This window comes from Psychroflexus sediminis, from assembly GCF_900099815.1.
Taxonomy (GTDB): domain Bacteria; phylum Bacteroidota; class Bacteroidia; order Flavobacteriales; family Flavobacteriaceae; genus Psychroflexus; species Psychroflexus sediminis.
The window spans coordinates 144,418-163,181 of the sequence record NZ_FNCW01000001.1 but is presented as its reverse complement, the minus strand read 5'-3'; the positions used below and the strand labels follow the sequence as shown (position 1 = coordinate 163,181).

General features: G+C 39.6%; 18 protein-coding genes. 3 read left to right on the top strand and 15 right to left on the bottom strand.

The window, feature by feature from the left end:
- Positions 1-94: 94 nt before the first annotated feature.
- From BLP81_RS00675 to BLP81_RS00610, 14 genes are all read right to left on the bottom strand, one after another.
- The gene (locus tag BLP81_RS00675; protein ID WP_093364299.1) at positions 95-1,000 is read right to left on the bottom strand and encodes a DUF3078 domain-containing protein; all 906 of its coding nucleotides are present in this window, start codon (positions 998-1,000) and stop codon (positions 95-97) included.
- Between the two features lie 78 nt (positions 1,001-1,078).
- Positions 1,079-1,588 carry a DUF2480 family protein gene (locus BLP81_RS00670; RefSeq protein WP_093364297.1) on the bottom strand — a complete coding sequence of 170 codons (510 nt, stop codon included), beginning with the start codon at positions 1,586-1,588 and terminating at the stop codon, positions 1,079-1,081.
- 3 nt (positions 1,589-1,591) lie between these two features.
- Complete coding sequence (locus tag BLP81_RS00665) at positions 1,592-1,915, bottom strand: DUF59 domain-containing protein (RefSeq protein ID WP_093364295.1); 324 nt, start codon at positions 1,913-1,915, stop codon at positions 1,592-1,594.
- 4 nt (positions 1,916-1,919) lie between these two features.
- Positions 1,920-2,354: a SufE family protein gene (locus tag BLP81_RS00660; RefSeq protein ID WP_093364293.1), complete on the bottom strand. Its 435-nt coding sequence runs from the start codon at positions 2,352-2,354 to the stop codon at positions 1,920-1,922.
- Between the two features lies 1 nt (position 2,355).
- Complete coding sequence (locus tag BLP81_RS00655; RefSeq protein ID WP_093364291.1) at positions 2,356-2,772, bottom strand: META domain-containing protein; 417 nt, start codon at positions 2,770-2,772, stop codon at positions 2,356-2,358.
- Positions 2,769-4,007: an aminotransferase class V-fold PLP-dependent enzyme gene (locus tag BLP81_RS00650; protein WP_093364289.1), complete on the bottom strand. Its 1,239-nt coding sequence runs from the start codon at positions 4,005-4,007 to the stop codon at positions 2,769-2,771. Before BLP81_RS00650 ends, BLP81_RS00655 begins: the two co-directional genes overlap by 4 nt.
- A gap of 49 nt (positions 4,008-4,056) precedes the next feature.
- Entirely contained in the window at positions 4,057-5,370 is a 1,314-nt protein-coding gene (gene sufD / locus BLP81_RS00645; protein ID WP_093364286.1) for a Fe-S cluster assembly protein SufD, read from the bottom strand.
- A 21-nt stretch (positions 5,371-5,391) separates the two neighbouring features.
- Positions 5,392-6,153 (bottom strand): Fe-S cluster assembly ATPase SufC, encoded by a 762-nt coding sequence (gene sufC, locus BLP81_RS00640; protein WP_093364283.1) that lies wholly within the window; start codon positions 6,151-6,153, stop codon positions 5,392-5,394.
- 9 nt (positions 6,154-6,162) lie between these two features.
- Positions 6,163-6,558: a hypothetical protein gene (locus BLP81_RS00635; RefSeq protein ID WP_093364280.1), complete on the bottom strand. Its 396-nt coding sequence runs from the start codon at positions 6,556-6,558 to the stop codon at positions 6,163-6,165.
- 6 nt (positions 6,559-6,564) lie between these two features.
- Positions 6,565-8,010, bottom strand: a complete 1,446-nt coding sequence (gene sufB / locus BLP81_RS00630) for a Fe-S cluster assembly protein SufB (protein WP_093364278.1) — start codon at positions 8,008-8,010, stop codon at positions 6,565-6,567.
- A 14-nt stretch (positions 8,011-8,024) separates the two neighbouring features.
- A complete protein-coding gene (locus BLP81_RS00625) occupies positions 8,025-8,354 on the bottom strand; it encodes a HesB/IscA family protein (RefSeq protein ID WP_093364276.1) in 330 nt (109 codons plus the stop codon).
- A gap of 181 nt (positions 8,355-8,535) precedes the next feature.
- Positions 8,536-9,003, bottom strand: coding sequence for a hypothetical protein (locus tag BLP81_RS00620; protein ID WP_093364273.1), 468 nt, complete (start codon positions 9,001-9,003; stop codon positions 8,536-8,538).
- Between the two features lie 17 nt (positions 9,004-9,020).
- The gene (dprA, locus tag BLP81_RS00615; protein ID WP_093364271.1) at positions 9,021-10,121 is read right to left on the bottom strand and encodes a DNA-processing protein DprA; all 1,101 of its coding nucleotides are present in this window, start codon (positions 10,119-10,121) and stop codon (positions 9,021-9,023) included.
- Between the two features lie 11 nt (positions 10,122-10,132).
- Positions 10,133-12,118, bottom strand: a complete 1,986-nt coding sequence (locus BLP81_RS00610; RefSeq protein ID WP_245686387.1) for a cation:proton antiporter — start codon at positions 12,116-12,118, stop codon at positions 10,133-10,135.
- Between the two features lie 96 nt (positions 12,119-12,214).
- Here BLP81_RS00610 and BLP81_RS00605 point away from each other — a divergent pair, with 96 nt between their 5' ends.
- From BLP81_RS00605 to BLP81_RS00595, 3 genes are read left to right on the top strand one after another with little or no spacing between them, the layout of a single operon-like run.
- Positions 12,215-13,075, top strand: a complete 861-nt coding sequence (locus tag BLP81_RS00605; protein WP_093364268.1) for an MBL fold metallo-hydrolase — start codon at positions 12,215-12,217, stop codon at positions 13,073-13,075.
- 10 nt (positions 13,076-13,085) lie between these two features.
- The gene (locus BLP81_RS00600) at positions 13,086-14,765 is read left to right on the top strand and encodes a S8 family peptidase (protein WP_093364708.1); all 1,680 of its coding nucleotides are present in this window, start codon (positions 13,086-13,088) and stop codon (positions 14,763-14,765) included.
- A gap of 1 nt (position 14,766) precedes the next feature.
- A complete protein-coding gene (locus BLP81_RS00595; RefSeq protein WP_093364265.1) occupies positions 14,767-16,590 on the top strand; it encodes a M1 family metallopeptidase in 1,824 nt (607 codons plus the stop codon).
- A 68-nt stretch (positions 16,591-16,658) separates the two neighbouring features.
- Here BLP81_RS00595 and BLP81_RS00590 read toward each other — a convergent pair whose 3' ends face one another.
- Entirely contained in the window at positions 16,659-18,704 is a 2,046-nt protein-coding gene (locus BLP81_RS00590) for a T9SS type A sorting domain-containing protein (protein WP_093364261.1), read from the bottom strand.
- Positions 18,705-18,764 lie beyond the last annotated feature (60 nt).

Sequence of the window (18,764 nt, the reverse complement as noted above, 5' to 3'; positions counted from 1 at the left end):
GTGAGCTTGACCAAAGGAAAAGCCTTCCAACAGCTTACAACTGTAAAAAAACCGCTAGCGGGTTGTAACGGATAGCAGGTAAGCGCCCAAAAAATCAGAAATTATAATTGAATCCTACGCCAAGGCTCTCTCGTATTTGAAAGCCCTGTACGGCATTGTCATCATAAATGGCCTGAAAAATGAAATTGGCCGAAATGTACTTATTCACATCCATAATCAAATTGAGGGTATAGTCGATATCGACGTTTTGAGGATCTTCCAGATAGTTGGAATACAAGCCCAAAATGTTGTCTACCGTGATGTTTTCCATCAATTTGAACTTCACAAAGGCATTGACAGAGGCCCCAAATTCTGTACGTATAGTTTTCCCCTGATCCAAACCGAAAAAGTCTCCATCGACGTAGTCTGGTCCAGTTGTGAATCTGCTATTGGCTGTGATGATACGGCCCGTAACAGGCGAAATATTCACCCGTATATCCTCACTTTTTTTCCACAAAGCCCCCAAACCTAACTGCGTGAAGGCCGGAGACATAAACTGAGTTCTGAGTGTTCTGCTTTCATTGCCGTCGGCATCTTCCCCAAACGTATAACCGTTATCAAACTGAGTTCTGAAATTTACAAAGGCGGAGGTATACCAGTTCGACTGGTTGATCTGACGACCAACGGTAGAATTGATTTCCAGACGGTCGCTGGTTTTTCGATTGAATTCCTGGTCTTTGGTTTTACTGATTCCGTAATCTCCAAGAAGCTTGGTGTCCCAGGTGTATTTCCCTTTGTTATAACTGATGTCATAATTGACCACAGCATTTACCGAGTAGTTGCTCGTCCCACCCCCTTGCCAATCGCTGTTGAAAGCAGCCTGGTTGATTAAAAACTGGAAGGTTCCTTCAGTGGTCCAGATTGTATCCTTTTTGGTCAACTTGTTGTCATCAGACTGAGCTGAAGCAAAAAAAGTAGCCAAAAAAAACAAGAAGGAACATAAAAAATAGTGAGGTCTCATTTTTAAAGTTTTTAAAAACAAATCTATGAAACCAAAAGATAACTATTTAAAAGTTTGGTTTTTTGTAACTTTTATCAATTATTTCTTAGGTCTCTTATAAAGCGGCACTGCAGAACAGGCTTCTCCGTACATAATCGACTTGGCCACCGGCTGAAGTTTTTGTAAGGCCAGTAAATAAGCATTTTCCGGAACGGGTTTGTTGGAACAGCCTTTAATGATGACCGGCTTATCCTGATATTCAGTAAAATCCACATCCTGCAATGCTTCCTGGTAAAGTAAAGCGTTGAGAAATTCCAGATTTCCAAATACTACTTTTTTTGTAAAGCCTTGCAAGTAAGAGGTAATCAATAAGTAAGCCCAGCCCGGAACGATGGCATCGCTTGAGCAGTCTAGAGCCACATAGGCATCCTGATACTGAGACCAGTCATGATTTTTTAAAGCTTCTCTAAAGTCTTTTTCTTTAAGAATAATCCCTTCGAACAACCAGTCTTTAATATCAATAGATTTGCGTTCACCCACCGGATAGTAATCTTCCAGATTGAAGGTTTTGAGAGAACTCAGGGCTACTTTATTGACTATTTCTGCCATAGATTACAGCATTCCCAGTTCCAGTTTCGCTTCTTCACTCATCAAATCTTGTGACCAGGCAGGATCAAAAGTCAGTTCCACCTCACATTCATTGACCCAATCTAAAGAGGCGGCCTTTTCTTTGACCTCCTGGGGTAAAGATTCTGCAACCGGACAGTTGGGTGAGGTTAAAGTCATCAGTATTTTGACGTCGTTATCTTCATTGACAAATACGTCATAGATAAGACCTAATTCGTAGATATCAACAGGAATTTCCGGATCGTAAATGGTTTTTAAAACCCTTACGATGTCTTCTCCCAATTCTTCTGTATTTCTTTCTTCAGCCATTTTCTTAAGCTTTATTGTTTTGTTGGCTATTGTAAGCAATAGCATACATTTTCATTTGTTTTATCATACTCACCAAACCATTTGCTCTGGTGGGTGACAAGTGTTCTTTAAGGCCGATTTCGTCTATAAAATCGGTCTTGGCATTGATGATATCTTCAGGTTTCTGACCTGAAAAAACTCTAATGAGAATAGCAATGATGCCTTTGGTAATTATGGCATCGCTATCTGCTGTAAAATCCACCTGATCATCATCCATTTCCGCATACACCCAGACTCTACTCTGGCAGCCTTTGATGATGTTTTCTTCTGTTTTATGCTTTTCATCGATAAGCGGCAGAGATTTACCAAGTTCTATCATATATTCATAGCGCTGCATCCAGTCTTCAAACATGCTGAATTCTTCTATAATCTCTTCTTGTCTTTCTTGAATACTATTCACGTTAATCTTTCTTTTTTGCTTTGACGAGGATTTTACCGTCTTCGTTTTTAAAATAAATGGCTTGTTTTGAACTTTCAAACTGAGTCACTGAGGACATTTTTTGAAAGAATAAATTTTCAAGTTCCATGGAGTCCTCACAGTATATTTTGGTAGCTGTCGCATAACCTAAATTGAGTTTTCCCTCTTTCAGTTTATAGCTGTAGCTATAATTGTTACAGCCTGCATATCCCGATATCACAGAATTCTCCGGATTTACTTTTAAGGTCAATTCAGACTCAGAAACCTCCTTATCCCCTAGTTGTGTTATTGCGTATTCCTGGGCTATCAATTGATCTGAAGTCCTCTTCTGAGCTTTACACGATCCAAGTATTATGACTAAAGACACCACAAGGATACCCGAATTTAAAATTCCTTTCATAATAGCATGGATTTTGCCTTTTTCAAAGCAGTTATAAAAGAATCTATTTCTTCTTTGGTGTTATAAAATGAAAAGGAAGCCCGCACGGTTCCTGGAATTTTATAAAATTCCATGATAGGCTGAGCGCAATGATGCCCGGTTCTCACAGCAATTCCCATTTTATCTAAAAGCGTTCCTATATCGTAAGGATGAAGTCCCTGAATATTGAACGACAAGACCGCTGTTTTTTTATCTGGCGAAGTCCCGTAAATCTCGACCTCTTCTATTTTTTGAATTTCTGTAGTGGCATAGTTCAGCAATTCCATTTCATAGGCTGCAATCGCCTCAAAACCGATGTCATTCATATAATCTAAAGCAGCTCCAAAAGCAATTCCCCCCGAGATGTTTGGGGTCCCTGCTTCAAATTTATGCGGTAAGCCAGCATAGGTTGTTTTTTCAAAAGTCACTTCTGAAATCATTTCACCGCCACCCTGATAAGGGGGCAGCATATTCAAAAGCTCCTCTTTTCCGTAGAGCATACCAACACCGGTAGGTCCGTAGATCTTATGCGCCGAAACGGTGTAATAATCGACATCCAGAGCCTGAACGTCTGCTTTAAGATGGGGTGCTGCCTGTGCACCATCGATTAAAACTTTGGCATCCACTCCATGAGCCAAGTTGATAATCTGCTCAATCGGATTGATGGTTCCTAAAGCATTTGAGACGTGATTGACAAAAACCAGCTTCGTATTTGCATTCAGAAGTTCTTTATAAGCCTCCATATCCAGCTCACCCGTATGCAGCATCGGTATCACTTTTAACTGAGAGCCCGTTTTTTGACAAAGCATTTGCCAGGGCACAATATTGGAGTGGTGTTCCATTGCCGAAACCAGGATTTCATCTTCAGGTTTCAAAACAGAAGCATACCCGTTAGCAACCAGATTGATGCTGTGTGTGGTTCCTGCCGTTAAAATGATTTCGTGGGCAAATTCAGCATTGAAATGCTTTCTTACTGTTTCCCGGGCAGCTTCATAGGCATCGGTGGCAATTTGAGAAAGAGAATGAACCCCTCTATGGATATTAGCGTTTTTGTTTTCGTAATAATCTACGATACAGTCGATGACCTGCGTTGGAGTTTGCGAAGTCGCTGCATTATCAAAATACACTAAAGGCTTTCCATTGATTTCTCTTCTGAGTATTGGAAAGTCTTTGCGTATTTTGTCTATATCTAAAATTTGTTCAGAAGTATTCGTCATGTTTCGTTTCGTTTATTTACTTCTAAACAAGTTGACTGAATTGAAATTTTTACAGGTTAAACCCTAGTTCTACGCCTAATTTCAATGCAATTTGTTTAGTGATTCTTTTTTTAATTTCCGGTATCTTAACACTGCTCAAAACCTTGTTGGCAAAGGCAAACATCAGCAAAGCTCTAGCCTCCTTTTTAGGAATACCACGCGTTCTTAAATAATATAAGGCCTCGTTATCCAGCTGACCAATCGTACAACCGTGACTGCATTTCACATCATCTGCAAAAATTTCCAACTGTGGCTTTGAGTTACAGGTGGCTGTATCGTCAATTAAGATATTGTTATTGCTTTGAAACGCATTAGTCTTCTGTGCCACTCTGTCTACAAGTACATTTCCATTAAACACCCCGACAGATTTTTCTGAAAAAATGCCTTTGTAATCCTGATGACTTTCACAATTAGGCTGGGTATGATGCACCAGGGTGTTATGGTCGACATGCTGCTTGTCTTCTAAAATAGTCACCCCTTTTAATACTGAATCACAGTTTTCTCCGTGCTGATAGAACTTCAGATTATTTCTGGTAATTTTTCCACCCAGTGAGAAGGTGTGCATGGAGCATTTACTGTCGCGTTCCTGTTTGATAAAGGTATTATCGATTAGGGACGAGGTGATTCTGTCATTCTGAATTTTGTAATAGTCTACCTCAGCATTTTTGCCTACATAAACTTCAGTCACTGAATTGGTAAGCACAGGGTTATCTGTCAAACTCTGATGCCTTTCTATAATTTGCACATGAGAACCTTCTTCTGCGATGATTAAATTCCTAGGCTGAACCATCAAAGCAGCTTCATTGCTAGTGAAGAAATTCATGATTTGAATAGGCTTTTCAGCGACCACGTTCTTTGGTATTCTGATGTAAGCCCCTTCCTTGGCAAAAGCCGTATTCAAAGAAGACATACTGTCTTCAGGGACAATTTTATTAAAATACTTCTCGATAACAGGCTTATACTTTTCTTTATCCAAAGCAGAAGACATCAAACATGCATCCAGTTTATCATGCGTGGTTCTGGACAGATGAGAAGAATAAATACCGTCTACAAATACAATCGTGTAGGTATCTATGTCGTGAATCAGGTATTTCTTGATGTCTTTATAATCAATAGCATCCTCCTTTTTAGGAAATATGCTGTAATCCTCTTTCAAAATGGAATTGAGCGAGGTATATTTCCATGCCTCCTCCTTTTTGGTAGGAAAGCCTGTATGTTCAAAGAACTTTATCGCTTTATTTCGTACTTCGTGAATATCGTTCTCCAAATCGACCTGCTCTTCAAAAGCAAGATAAGAAGACATTAATTTATCTTTAAGTTCCATAGTTTTCAATCGTTTTGGTGCTTATGAAGTCATTTCTGCGCGTTCCTCTTTCAGCCAGTCGTATCCTTTTTCTTCCAGTTCTTTGGCTAATTCTTTACCACCAGTTTTAACTATTTTACCATCCATCAATACATGAACAACGTCTGGAATAACATAATCCAATAAACGCTGATAGTGCGTAATCACCAATGTAGCATTCTCCTTGGTCTTCAATCTATTAACACCATCGGCAACGATGCGCAAAGCGTCGATATCCAGACCGGAATCGGTTTCATCTAAAATTGCCAGTTTAGGTTCCAGCATAGCCATTTGGAAGATTTCATTCCTTTTCTTTTCTCCACCGGAAAAACCTTCGTTCAGTGATCTGGAAAGGAATTTTCTATCCATCTCCAGCAAAGCTGATTTCTCTCTAATTTTTTTCAGCATTTCATTAGCCGGCATGTCCTTTTGACCTTGAGCTTTTCTAACCTGGTTGATAGAGGTTTTGATAAAATTGGTCACTGAAACTCCTGGGATTTCTACTGGATACTGAAAGGATAAGAAAATGCCTTTATGAGCTCTTTCTTCCGGAGACAATTCCGAAATATTTGCTTTTTCAAACAGGATATCACCTTTGGTCACTTCAAAATCTTCGTTTCCTGCAATTACAGAAGCAAGTGTGCTTTTTCCGGAACCGTTAGGCCCCATTATAGCGTGAACCTCACCTGGATTAATTTCCAGATTGATTCCCTTTAATATTTTTTCACCCTCTACGCTGGCGTGTAAATTTTTTATCTTTAACATAACTTATTCTTATTTATTTAATCTCAAGCTATCATCGTTGGACAGCGGCTTTACTTTAATTATATGTTGAATATCGATGACTTGTGGCCAAGCATCTTTTTCTGGATTCTCTTTGATATCGGCTTTCAGAGTCACTTCAAAAGAAGCATATGGATCTGAATTTAATTCCCGAGCTTGAGCGATTAGCTGCCTGGCTTTTACATTCATCACAACCCCGTAAATTTCATCTTGCTTACTGAAAACTGCAACAGAATCGGTGTAAATGAATTCACCTGAAATCGAATTGAATTCTAGATCGGATTCCGTTTGAACCTTCTTTGTTTCGGCATCAGAGGTTTTAGAATCTGACTTACAGGATCCTAAAAACAAGACGCAGATCGCAAAAAGAAAAATAAGGTTTCTCATAGTTATTTATCCAACTGATCCTTCCAAGGAAATCTCGAGCAATTTCTGTGCTTCTACTGCAAATTCCATCGGTAACTTGTTCAGGACTTCTTTACTAAATCCGTTCACAATTAAGGCGATGGCTTTTTCAGTATCAATCCCACGCTGGTTACAGTAGAAAATTTGATCTTCTCCAATTTTACTGGTCGTCGCCTCATGCTCCACCTGAGCGGTTTTATTTCTAGCTTCGATGTAAGGGAAGGTATGTGCTCCACACTTGTTTCCCATCAATAAGGAATCACACTGAGAAAAGTTTCTTGCATTCTCCGCACGCTTATTGATTTGCACCAGGCCTCGGTAGCTATTTTGAGATTTCCCTGCTGAAATACCTTTAGAAATAATGGTACTCTTGGTATTTTTACCCAGGTGAATCATCTTTGTGCCTGTATCTGCCTGCTGAAAATTGTTGGTTACAGCAATAGAATAAAACTCCCCTGTAGAGTTATCGCCTTTTAAGATACAGCTTGGATATTTCCAGGTCACTGCAGAACCCGTTTCAACCTGTGTCCAGCTTATTTTAGCGTTCTTTTCACAAATTCCACGTTTGGTGACGAAGTTATAAACCCCGCCCTTTCCTTCTTTATTACCTGGATACCAGTTTTGAACGGTTGAATATTTAATCTCCGCATTATCCATAGCGACAAGTTCTACAACCGCAGCATGCAATTGATTTTCGTCACGAGAAGGAGCTGTACATCCTTCGAGGTAGCTCACATAACTCGAATCTTCAGCGATCACCAAAGTTCTTTCAAACTGTCCGGTTCCTGCCTGATTGATTCTGAAATAAGTCGATAATTCCATTGGACATCTTACCCCTTTTGGGATGTAACAGAATGACCCATCACTAAATACTGCGGAATTTAAAGCTGCAAAGTAATTGTCTGAAGTGGGAACTACACTCCCGATATATTTTTTGACAAGTTCAGGATGTTCCTTAATCGCCTCTGAAATTGAGCAGAATATAATTCCTTTTTCAGCTAAAGTCTTTTTAAAAGTCGTTGTTACTGAAACTGAATCCATAACTACGTCCATCGCCACACCAGCCAATTTTTTTTGTTCATCTATAGAAATACCCAACTTTTTGAAAGTCTCCAGCATTTCCGGATCTACTTCGTCTAAGCTGTCGTACTTCGGTTTTGTGCTAGGTGCAGAATAGTAAGATATCGCCTGGTAATTTGGTTTTTCATAACCGATGTTTGCCCAGTTAGGCTCTTTCATAGTTAACCAATGCCTGTAAGCTTCCAGCCTCCACTGGGTCATCCAGTCCGGCTCACCTTTCTTTTTGGAAATGCCAATAACCACATCCTCATTTAGTCCGGGTGGAAACGTATCCGCTTCCATCTCCGTGTAAAAACCGTATTCGTACTCTTTATTTTGAAGTTCTTTCTCGAGTTCTTGCTCTGTATAAGCCATATTCTTTTTTTTAATTAAAGTGAAAAACTTTCACCACAACCACATGTTCTTTGCGCATTAGGATTGTTGAAAACAAACCCTTTTCCGTTCAATCCTCCGGAGTATTCCAGAGTCGTTCCTATTAAGTATAAAAAACTGCTTTTATTGATGACGATTTTAACATCGTTATCTTCAAAAACCTTGTCTTGTTCCAGCTGAGTTTGATCGAAATTCAACTCGTAAGACAAACCCGAACAACCACCGCTTTTCACACCAACTCTCACGAAGTGATCACTAGTATTGAAGCCATCTTCAGCCATTAAATTGATGATTTTTCGCTTAGCGGTTTCACTTACTTTAATCATATTATATGAATTAATTCTAAATTAGAAACAAATATAAGATTAATGAATTATTTTGGCGTATCACTTAACATAATTATTTAGAATAATTACTATTAGTATTTCTTATTTTAAAGGGGATTTTAAAGGTTTTACCCCATAAAAAAAACCAGCCGAAGCTGGTTTAAATTCAGTTGCCAAAATCTTATTCTTCAGCCAGGAGTGCCTGAGCGTTTTCGATAGATTCATTGGTGAAATCTCTCATCTCTTCAGCAGATTTATATTGAATCTGCAAATTTTCTAATTTGGCTTTTACGCTATCCCTGTCTATGGTAGCTAAGCCTTGATTGATTTCTGTTCTGGAAAAGGAATAACTGAAGTTCTTCATCCAGGACATCATAAGATCGTGAGATTTCTCCAAATCCGCTATAGCCTCATTGTATAATGCCACTTCTTCTGAACTCGTTTCAGTCTCTGCCACTTCTTCTTTTTCACGCTCCAGCCTGGAAATCATGCTGTTGATTGTACTCAGTTTAGGCATAACCTCATCGTGAATTTTGATGGTTTCTTTCATCTGAGCTTCAAAGGCTTTTGCGTCTTCAGACTTTTCTTCCTGGCATGAAGACACACTAACTAAAACGGCTATACTTAAAATTTTAAAAAATGTTTTCATCGTTGTCATTTTAGGGTTTAAATAATTTCAAACTGTTTACCCGGCAAGGGCCTTACACATCCTGATAGTTCCAGACTAATCAAGACAGAAGCCAACTTATACGTGGGTAAATCACATGCCAAAGATAAGGCATCAATCTCGGCTTTGCCAATTTCCTTAAGTTTTTCAAAAACTAGTTTTTCTTCTCCTTTAAGATCAACAAAAAGCTGGGCTTGCTTATTTTTGTTTTGCGCCGTAAGGTCCCAGTTGAGAAAGTAAACAAGGTCGGCAGCGCTGGTAATCATTTGAGCCTTTTGCTGCTTGATAAGCATATTACAGCCTTTACTGAATTTATCCTGTGGTCGTCCAGGAATTGCGAAAACTTCCCGGTCGTAAGAATGAGCGATATCTGCAGTGACCAGAGAACCTCCTTTTTCAGCGCTTTCAATCACCACCGTTGCTTCACTGAGGCCTGCAACAATCCTGTTTCTGCTCAGGAAGTTTTTTCTATCGAAGGTATGGTGACTGCAAAAATCTGTAAAAAACCCTCCGTTATTCTCTATGGCAGCGGTATATTTTTGATGTGCTTTGGGGTAAATTTGATCGAGCCCGTGCGCAAGACAACCTATGGTTTGCAAATTATGATCCATAGCTGCTTTATGCGCCACAATATCGGTTCCGTAGGCAAAACCAGAGACAATCACCGGCTTCAAGGGAGCCAGATCACTGATAAATTTTTCGCAAAAAGCAATCCCGTGACTGGTAATTTGGCGGGTACCGACAATGCTCAAGATCGGCTTGTTTTTCAGGTCGATTTTTCCTCTGGAAAAAAGGAGTAAGGGCCCGTCTATGCACTGCTTTAGCCGAAAAGGATAATCTTCATCCTGATAGTAGTGAACCTCAATATTATTTTTTTTAATAAATTCAAGTTCTTTTTCAGCTTCTCTGAGGTAGGCTGAATCCTTAAGGCTTTTTAAGCGCTTATCACCAATACCTTCTACTTCAGATAACTGCTTGATATTAGCCTGGAAAAGATTGGTGGCATTCCCAAAGTACTGCACCAATTTCTTGGCATTGATATGTCCTATGCCAGGGATGTTTTGTAACATCAATAAATTTAGCAGTTCTTGTTCTTGCATCTTAAGCTTGATTAAGACTCCTTCTTATCTTTATCATTCTCTTCTTCAGTTTCTTTATCCTCCTCAGAATCTTCACCAGAGTCTTTTTCTTTTTGATCTTGATTCTTTTCCCTCTCTATTTCTTTATCACCTTCCTCTTCCTTTATGGATTGATCTTCCACCACCATCTTGGAGGGCTCCTTGTCAAAGGATTTTCCCAGATAAACCAATTTAGATTCAGGCTCTACATCAAGTTCTTTGGCGTTGTTTGGTAAAATCTCAAGTTGCCCCTCAGGGGTCTTTATAAAGAGCGGGATAATTTCAGGCTCTACTTTTGTTATTTCGATTAAGCCTTCAAAGTGTTCGTGAGAATTGAGAGCTATTTCATGAATTTCAGGATATTTTCTCGTAAGATTTACAAGTTTGATGTAATCGTCGGTTTGAGAGAATAAACCGTCATCAGGGTTGTTTTCCGGGTCTTCCATTTCTTCAGAAGAGATCACCCGGTAAGTGCCTCGCTCACCAAATTGCTTGGCAAAATTCTCGATAGCTTTTTTATTGACCGCTGTATTCCCGGTTAAAGCCATAAGATAACCGACATCACTCAATTCTACATTATCTATCAAGTCATCTGAATAAATATTGGCATTTATAGCTTCCAGTCCCATCTCTTTAGCCTTATCAATATTGCTTTTGTTGTTGTCCACGATCACCACATGCCGATCGTTATCCTTAAGATATTTGGCGATAATTCTTGAAAAAGAAGACGATCCAACGATTAATATACCCTGAGATTCTTTTAAAAACACACCCACCAGCTTGGCAAAAGGCCTGGCTGTAGTCGCATTTAAAAGAACAGTACCCAATACTATTATAAATACCAGAGGTGTGATTAATTCGGCACTGGGGATACCTTGTTCTACGAGTTTAAGCCCAAACAGAGAAGCCACCCCGGCAGCCACAATACCTCTTGGTCCTACCCAGCTGATGAAAAGTTTTTCATTGGTTTCTAAAGACGATTTATAACTGCTTAAGAAAACACCCAGTGGTCTGACCAGGAAGACGACCACAGCAAAAAGGATGAGTGTCTCCCAGTTAATTACCAGGAGCAGATTTTCTAAATTGATATTAGCCGCCAGCAAAATAAAAAGTATGGAGATCAGTAATACACTAAGTGATTCTTTGAAATAGAGCAGGTCTTTCAAATTTGGCAGGTTGGTATTCCCCATGATAATACCCATGATAACCACAGCAAGCAGCCCACTTTCGTGAGCAAAATGATCGGCTAAAACAAACACACCTAAAACCGCAGCAAGGGTAACCACATTCAGTAAATAATGTGGGATCACCTTGGATTTAATGGCTAAAGCCAGAGCTTTGGCAAATGTGAATCCAAATGTAAATCCAAAAAGCACAATTTTACCAAATTCAATCAATACCGTAGAAGTCACCGCTTCTCCACCTCCGGCTGAAATAAATTCAAACACCAATACGGCTACCAAAGCGCCTATGGGATCGATTAAAATCCCCTCCCATTTTAAAATCGTAGACACATCTTTTTTTAGAGGTATATTCCTTAAAATAGGGGTGATAACGGTTGGACCAGTGACAATGATGAGACCTGAAAACAGGAGGGAAATTTGCCAGCTCAGTCCAAGAATCCAGTGTGCAGCCATACCTGCCCCAATAAAGGTAACGACTACCGCAACTGTAATCAGTTTGACGATTACTGGTCCCACGTGGAGAATTTCACCACGTCTTAAAGTAAGTCCGCCTTCAAAAAGAATAATACCAATAGCAAGTGAAACAAAGTAAAACAAACTCTCCCCGGGAAACAATCCGGATTCACCATTCCAGATAGGTTCGATTAACTTGGACCCATCTTCAGTATATAAAGTAGCTAAGGGACCTACCAGAAGTCCAATAAGAATAAGTGGTAAAATCGCAGGAATTTTAAAACGCCATGCAAACCACTGAGCTAAAATCCCTAATATTATAATTCCTGCCAGTTCAATCATAAATGTTAAGTTTGAGTCGTTAAAAATAGCATAATCTAAAAGACTCGAATTCCAAAGTTAAGACTCTTTTAGTATTTTGCTCTAAAATATAATTATATGACATTATATCCCATTGAAACCGGACATTTTAAACTTGACGGAGGAGCCATGTTTGGTGTTGTTCCAAAATCACTCTGGCAACGCACGAACCCGGCAGATGCCAACAATATGATAGACATTGCTGCTACTAGCCTTTTGATAGAACACGGCAAACAACTCATCCTTATAGATACAGGCCTGGGAAATAAACAAAGCGAAAAATTTTTTAGTCACTACCACAGATGGGGAGACCATTCCATTGATAGCTCTTTAAAAAAACACGGATTTCATAGAGATGATATTACGGATGTATTTTTAACGCACTTGCATTTCGATCATTGCGGAGGAACCATCCAATGGAATAAAGACAAAACAGGTTATGAACCTGCTTTTAAAAATGCAAAGATATGGTCCAACCAAGAACACTGGGACTGGGCGATTAATCCTAACGACAGAGAAAGGGCTTCTTTCCTGAAGGAAAACTTACTCCCTATGCAGGAGTCTGGTCATTTAAATTTTTTAAAAAGATCCAAAAACCGTCATTTTTATGAGAATCTGGGATTTGAAGTTCTTTTTGTTGATGGACATACCGATAAGCAGATGATCCCCATTATTGAGTATCAGGATAAAAAACTGGTCTTTACTGCAGATTTACTTCCTACGGCCGGACATATACCATTACCCTATGTGATGGGTTTCGACACTAGACCTCTGAAAACGCTGACGGAAAAGAAACTTTTTTTGAAAGAAGCGGTCAACAACAACTACTACCTGTTTTTAGAACACGATGCCCATAACGAAGTTATCAATTTGAAGGATACCGAAAAAGGAGCCAGACTTGATTCAAAATTTAACTTCAATGAACTTTTCACTACTTAAATTAAACAACATGAACAATAATTTTTTCAAAACTGGAGGCTTAAGCCTTTTAGTCTCAGCCTTTTTAATCGGTTGTGCTACCGGGCCCAGGTTTTCGTCCGAACCTATTCCCAATTTACAAAGTGTCAATGAAAAAACCGTAGAACTCACAGAAGAGGAGCTTCAGTACTGGGGAAGTAAAGACTTACTCAATGATACTATTCCCGGAATGAGTGTCAACAGAGCTTATGAGGAACTCCTCAAGGATTACGAAGGAAAAACGGTAATCGTAGCCGTTTTGGATAGCGGAATCGATATAGAACACGAAGACCTGGAAGGCGTTGTGTGGACCAATATAGATGAAATACCAGAGAATGGAACAGACGATGATAACAATGGTTTTATAGATGATATTCACGGGTGGAATTTTCTCGGTGATGTAGTGGAGGAAAATCTCGAATTCACCAGGATTGTAAGAGATTTTCAAGATTCATTTGAAGGAAAGCTGGAGAGTGAAATAGCTGAGGAAAATCTGGAAGATTTTAAACTTTACAAAGCTGCCAAAGCTGAATATGATAAAGAATTGAATATGGCTCAAGCCAACCTGGATAGATATGTTATGATGAACAATCAATTACAGGAAGCCGAGGAAAGCATAAAAATCGAACTTGATACCGATGTTCTTACTATAGAAAACGTGACAGCCTTTAAGCCACAAGATGACATTGCCACCAATCAAAAAATGCTTTTGCTGAATGTGATGAATAATATTGGTGAAGATCTTCAAGATATCCAGGATCAATTAGCTGAAGCCATGGCGTATTTTAAAAATAAAATCAAATACCATCTCAATCTGGGTCTTTATGCCAGAGCCAAAATACTAGGAGATGATGCAGATGATTTTTCAAGCAAAATTTACGGCAACAATGAGGTGAGTGGACCTAATGAAGATAAAGAAGATGCAAAACACGGAACTCATGTAGCTGGTATTATAGCTGCCAACAGGGCAAATCAGAAAGGGATTAAAGGGGTTGCTGAAAATGTTTTGATCATGCCTATAAGAGCTGTACCGGATGGAGATGAATATGATAAAGATATTGCTTTAGGCATCCGTTATGCTGTAGATAACGGAGCTAGTATTATCAATACATCTTTTGGGAAATATTTCTCAAAGCACCCTGGATGGGTTAACGATGCTATAAAATATGCCGAGAAAAATGATGTCCTGATCGTCAACGCTGCTGGTAATGAGGGCATAAACCTGGATAAAAAACGGGTATACCCCAACGATGAGACTCCAGAAAACCCTGCTAACATTGTAGATAATTTTATCAATGTAGGCTCGATCACCTCTGAATATGGTAAAAATCTTGTTTCAGGATTTTCAAACTATGGAAAAAGCAGTGTAGATGTATTTGCTCCTGGCTCATCTATTTATGCTACAACTCCTTTAAACACCTACGAGTTCCTTCAGGGTACTTCTATGGCCGCTCCCAATGTTGCAGGAGTCGCTGCCATGATCAGGTCAATATATCCCTCATTAAGTGCTGCCCAGGTAAAACAAGTTCTGATGGAATCTGGCTTAAGCACAGATCAGGAAGTCATTCTTGGAGGAGATCCCCAGGAAACCAAACCATTTGATGAAATTTCAGTTTCAGGGAAAATGGTAAACATGTATAATGCTTTAATATTAGCTTCTAAAACCAAATAAAATGCTCAAACACACTTTAACCTTTATTTTATTAATCTCAATAGCAACGCTATTCGGTCAAAATAACACGAATTACTGGCAGCAATACGCCAATTATGACATGGATATTGACTTTGATGATACCAATTACCAATATCAAGGAGATCAAAAACTCGTGTATTCGAATAATTCTCCGGACACCTTAAACCGAGTTTTTTACCATATGTATTTCAATGCTTTTCAGCCTGGCAGTGAAATGGACGTGAGATCCAGAACCATACAGGATCCGGACTCCAGAGTTGGAGATCGAATTTCCAAGCTTAGCGAAAGTGAAATAGGCTTCATGAGAGCTACGTCCTTAACCCAAGATGGAGTTGCTTTAGATTACGAGCTAGTGGGTACCGTTCTGGAAGTAGAGCTCCACAAACCGATTTTACCGGGTGATTCCTCAACCTTCACCATGGAGTTTGAAGGACAGGTCCCTGTGCAAATAAGAAGATCGGGCAGAAATAATGCTGAAGGCGTAGAACTGTCTATGACCCAATGGTATCCTAAAATGGCTGAATACGACTTTGAAGGCTGGCATGCAGACCCTTATATCGGCAGAGAATTCCACGGCGTGTGGGCAGACTTTGACGTAAAAATCACAATCGATAAAGATTTTATATTAGGAGGTTCCGGTTATATCCAAAACCCTAACGAAGTGGGTTATGGCTATGAGGATGAAGGCGTTGATGTAAAACGACGAGGAAAGAAACTGACCTGGCACTTTATAGCTCCTGATGTTCACGATTTCGCCTGGGCTGCAGATAAAGACTACATCCATGATACCGTGACCGGAAATGACGGAACGACGCTTCATTTCCTGTATAAAGACAATGAAGATATTAAAGAAAACTGGAAAAATTTACAGTCTAAAACCATTGAACTTTTAGATTATTTCAACGAACATATCGGTCTGTATCCCTACGATCAATATTCTGTAATTCAAGGCGGTGATGGCGGTATGGAATATGCCATGTGCACTTTAATTACAGGCGAAAGAAAGTTCGGAAGTCTTGTTGGCGTTACTGCTCACGAAATGGCGCATGCCTGGTTTCAGCATATTCTAGCTACAGATGAAGCTCAGCATGAGTGGATGGATGAAGGCTTTACATCTTATATTTCCGGTCTGGCCATGAATGAAGTTATGGATCAAAACAAAGAAAATCCAACAGCCGGGAACTACAGGGGTTATGTAAGCCTAGCAAATTCCGGCTATGAGCAACCACAAACTACTCATGCCGATCGTTATGCATACAACCAAGCTTATGGAACCTCAGCCTATTCCAAAGGAGCCGTATTTTTAGGTCAGCTTGGCTATTTGATCGGTAAGGAAAATTTAGAGCAGGTCCTGAACAGATATTTTGATGAATGGAAATTTAAACATCCTACCCCCAATGATTTTATTCGCGTAGCTGAAAAGGTAAGCGGCGCAGAATTGAGCTGGTACCTCAACGACTGGACCAGAACTACCAATACTGTTGATTATGCTATAAAGGATGTCAACACTGCTCAGGAAACCACTAATATCACTCTGGAAAGAATTGGGCTTACGCCAATGCCTTTGGAAGTGAAGGTAGATTACAAAGGCGGAACTTCTGAAACTTTCTACATTCCATTGAGAATCATGAGATGGGAAAAACCGAATGCGGGAACTGTTGTAGAGGACTGGGCCTGGGCTTATCCGACTTATAATCTTGAGATTACGAGCACACGCTACGGAATTGAAAAAATTGAAATCGATCCGTCTGGCTTTATGGCCGATGTGAATCGTGAAAATAACGTCATGATTTTGGAGGAATAGATACGGAATACTTCATATAAAAAGAGCGCTTTCAGCTTAGAAAGCGCTCTTTTTTTGTTGGTGTAAATTTAATTCTCCTTCAGAAGTTTAAAACTCTGCTCTTGATTTTTAGACGTCAATTTGACTAGGTAAATTCCCGCTTCAGCACTAAAGTCCCTGATAAGGAGTTGTGAGAGATTAGCTGTTTGTTGAGAATAAACCCTCTGACCTATCATATTGTAAATACTGACTTCTTCAACACCTTCCAACCCGCTAATGCTGAAAGAACCCTGAGTGGGATTCGGGTAAAGTTTAGTAGTTGACAATTGTGTTTCTGATGCAGAAAGGCTAACAGGTTTCAGTCTCAAAGAAAATCGGTTTTCATCTACAGATGCAGAGACTGATGAGTCCACATTAAAGGCATAGGTGGGATTTGCCTCTGAGATAAGAATTTCGGTTTCTAAATATTGATCCCACAGGTATATGTCTGCTTCGAAGACATCAGAAGTTTCAAAATGCAGGATATAATTTTTTCTTCTGTACTGATCTATATAAAGCGGTAAGATTTCTTCATCTTCAAGCAAGGCTCTCCTTTCCCAGGCCACCAGGTTTTGATCTAAAAGCCTTGCGAAGTTTTCATCGATATTAGGGAGTTTGCCAATGTCATCATTGGCCGAATTTGAGTTGTTTTCGCCAAAGTCTATTCTTAAAGCATCTGAAGGTGTACTAGCTGCATTGAATGAAATCTCATTATAAAGCTGAATATTTAGATATCGTTCACCTGATGTAGAAAATGCCTGGGTTTGTTCCTGTTCAGAAACCTTATCCGTTTCAGAAAAATTAAGTTCAGTGAGCGCATTTTCATCAATGGTTTGAACAAATGCAGCTTGCATCGGCTGAAGATATTGACTGGCTTCAGAATTAGACGAATTACGGCCTGAAGGCAGCTCCACGACCACATAAGCGCCCCGTCCCCCACCTTCTTCCAAATCCTGGACTCCTCCCAGTTTTGGATCCCAAACATAGTACACGTCTTTCCTTATGTTTTTTGATTTGGCCAGAACTTTGTTCATGTCCACTTGAGCGTGATAAGGATTACCAATTAAACTAAATCCGTCTTTAGCAGTTGATAAGTCGGTTTTTGTATAATCCCCTGTCACCAATTCACCTTCAGCTCTAAGCCGCGTAGGGGTTGGACTTGCAGAATTTGAATAAATATTTATGCTTCTGTCGCCTCGCACTAAAATCTTGTAGGGAGAACCTGCTTTCAATTTATTCACATTTGTATTATCTATGGGAATAAATTCGGCCTGTTGATTATTGAAAACAAACATGGAGGCATCGCCGGAAGGGCTGAAATCAAAACCCTTTTCTCCGTCCTGATGCAAGTAAGCCGGACCATCACCTGGATTTAAACCGGTAATATGCGTCCCGTAATTTTCGGGCACATCTTCATCAAAATAACTGTCTGCATCTTCCTGCCAATTCTTATGAATGGAAGTAAATGTAGTTACAGACGGGCTTACCAGTCTAAAGGCTCGTCTCGCTGTATAGCAGTGTTCTACTGTAACTTTTCCGCTGATGTGACCTGAAACCCGGCCCACCTGAGCAGTTTTATCGGTGGTTAAATCGCATCTGAGATGCAGGTTATTGTTTGTAACAAAATTTCCAGCGTCTACATAGAGATTGCCATATACATCCATTTTATCCTTTAAGTGAACTGAAGTTGGATTGGACAGTCGTAAGTTGACATAACTGCCGTTTCCTCTGATGTATTGTGGTGAACTAGCATTTAAAACAAGTTCACCTTCTCCATAAATTTCCCCGTCATTTTTGATATGGCCTGTTACTGAAAGCAGGGTTTGAGAGTTTATAGCAATACTAGCCCCATCCCTGATTTCAAGGTCACTTAAAACTACAGAAACATTTAATACCAGGTTTGCCTGGATAAGGATCTTTGAAGATGTAGGGGGAATGCTCTGGTTCTTCCAGTTATCAGGATTAGTCCACTCTCCATCTGAAATAAATACATATTCAGCAGTTTTATTTGTGGATGAAGTAGTCCCCTGCGCATTACAGGGAGCTGTAATGCAAGTAAAAATTGAGAAAAAAAGGAAAAGTATAATTTTGTTCAAAAACTATGAATTTTGACGAAAATAATGCTTGAGCCTATTTTTTCTTGTAGAATTAGTTCG